This window comes from Segeticoccus rhizosphaerae, assembly GCF_009192725.1.
Classification (GTDB): domain Bacteria; phylum Actinomycetota; class Actinomycetes; order Actinomycetales; family Dermatophilaceae; genus Segeticoccus; species Segeticoccus rhizosphaerae.
The window spans coordinates 1-1,844 of sequence record NZ_VOHR01000507.1 but is presented as its reverse complement, the minus strand read 5'-3'; the positions used below and the strand labels follow the sequence as shown (position 1 = coordinate 1,844).

Genomic DNA, 1,844 nt, shown 5'->3' with positions numbered 1-1,844 from the left:
GAGACGGCGCCGGACGGCAACAACATCATCCGGGAGCTGACCGCCAAGCTCGCGGCCGAGCGCCAGGCGCGCCACCAGGAGGCCACCGCACTGCGCGCCCAGCTCGCGGCCGCACACGGTGAACTGCTGCTCCTGCGTCGTGCCGGGGCCTCCTCTCCGAGCCGCTGACCGCTACGGGCAGCCAGGCGCGGTGGCCGGCGAGCAGGGAGGATCGACCGGGACACCACGCCGAGAGGAGCAGAGTATGCACCGAGAGTAGTAACTGGGTGTATATAGCTCGTATGACGGTTCCGATGGCTTTGCTGACGTTGCTGGACGCGGCTGGTTCGGCGCACGGGTTCGCGTTGAAGAAGCGGTATGACGACCTGCTGGGGCAGGAGCGTGAGCTGAAGTTCGGTCAGGTGTATTCGACGCTGGCGCGGCTGGAGCGCGATGGGCTGGCGGCCGGGGTCGGGTTCGAGCAGGGCGGCGCGGCCGAGCGCAAGCTGTATGCGATCACCGATGCGGGGTTGACCGAGGTCGACACCTGGCTGCACACGCCGCAGCTGCCCGGAGGCCGGCCCACGGAGCTGTTCACCAAGGTTGTCCTCGCGCTGGTCTCGGGGCGTCCCGCGGGGGAGATCCTCGAGGCCCAGCGTGAGGTCTATCTGGAGCGGATGCGTCAGGTCACCGCTGGCCGTGCGGCCGGCGACGTGGTCGACCGGCTCGCCGGCGACTTCGAGCTGCTGCACCTGGAGGCCGACCTGAAGTGGGTGGAGCTGGCCGGCCAGCGCCTGGAACGGCTCGCGAGCCAGTTGGACGCGAAGGGAGAACGGTGATGACCACCTTGCTGCAGGGCTCCAGGCTCGGCCTGGCGTTCGGCGTGAACCAGGTCCTGGACGGGGTCGACGTCGGCATCGACCGGGGTGAACTGGTCGCGGTGATGGGGCCTAGCGGGTCCGGTAAGTCCACGCTGCTGCACGTCCTGGCGGGGCTGCTGCGTCCGGATGCCGGGCAGGTCGTCTTCGATGGCCAGCGCATCGACTCCCTCTCGGAGCGGGCTCGTAGCCGGGCGCGGCTGGCGCGGATGGGATTCGTGTTCCAGTTCGGTGACTTGATCCCGGAACTGACGTTGGTCGAGAACGTCGAGCTGCCGCTGCGGCTGACCGGCACCAGCTCGCGCCCGGCGCGTCGGGCGGCGATGGAGCTGTTGTCCCGGCTCGAGATCGAACCGGTCGCTAGCCGCAGGGTCAACGAAGTCTCCGGCGGCCAGGCGCAGCGGGCGGCCGTGGCCCGGGCCCTGGTGCATCGACCGGAGGTGATCTTTGCCGACGAGCCCACCGGGTCCTTGGACACCCTGGCCGGTGAGCTGGTGCTGGAGGCGCTGATCGCGGTGGCCCGCGAGCAGTCGACGGCGGTGCTGCTGGTCACCCACGAGGTACGGGTCGCGGCCTACGCCGACCGTCAGGTCAGCCTGCGGGACGGCCACATGTCACCGTCGTTGACGGCAACACGATGAGCACCGTTCAGCTCGGCTGGCGCCTCGCCTGGGCGGGAGGGCGGTTCCGCCGGCTCGCCGTGGTGGCCGGCAACGCCATCGCCTCGTTCCTGTTCCTGCTGACCGTGGCCCTGCCCGCCGCGATCCGCCCTGGCGGCCCGGTCACCAGCGACGCCCGCCTGCAGGCGGTCAGCGTGCTGCTGTGTCTATGTCTGCCGATCACCGTGCTGGCGATGAGTCTGGGGCGGCTGTCGGCCAGCACCCGCGATCGCCGACTCGCCGCGCTGCGGCTGCTCGGGCCTGAGCCCGGCCCGGACCCGGCTGGTCGCCGGCACCGAGAACGCCATCCTGGCCGGGCTCAGGCCCG

The 1,844-nt window shown here is 70.8% G+C and carries 3 protein-coding genes; all 3 read left to right on the top strand.

Annotation, left to right across the window (positions count from 1 at the left end; all coding sequences use genetic code 11):
• The first annotated feature begins 293 nt into the window (after positions 1–293).
• Positions 294–818, top strand: coding sequence for a PadR family transcriptional regulator (locus FRW57_RS21170; RefSeq protein WP_238999525.1), 525 nt, complete (start codon positions 294–296; stop codon positions 816–818).
• On the top strand, positions 818–1,498 hold the full coding sequence (locus tag FRW57_RS21165) for an ABC transporter ATP-binding protein (RefSeq protein WP_152186994.1): 681 nt from the start codon (positions 818–820) through the stop codon (positions 1,496–1,498). Before FRW57_RS21170 ends, FRW57_RS21165 begins: the two co-directional genes overlap by 1 nt.
• A partial coding sequence (locus FRW57_RS21160; RefSeq protein WP_420853278.1) for a hypothetical protein occupies positions 1,495–1,844 on the top strand: 350 nt, incomplete at its 3' end. The genes FRW57_RS21165 and FRW57_RS21160, both read left to right, overlap by 4 nt.

Bases quoted from the DNA above. Each gene is read 5' to 3' on its own strand.
- FRW57_RS21170 (WP_238999525.1), top strand. From the start codon at position 294: ATGGCTTTGCTGACGTTGCTGGACGCGGCTGGTTCGGCGCACGGGTTC.
- FRW57_RS21165 (WP_152186994.1), top strand. From the start codon at position 818: ATGACCACCTTGCTGCAGGGCTCCAGGCTCGGCCTGGCGTTCGGCGTG.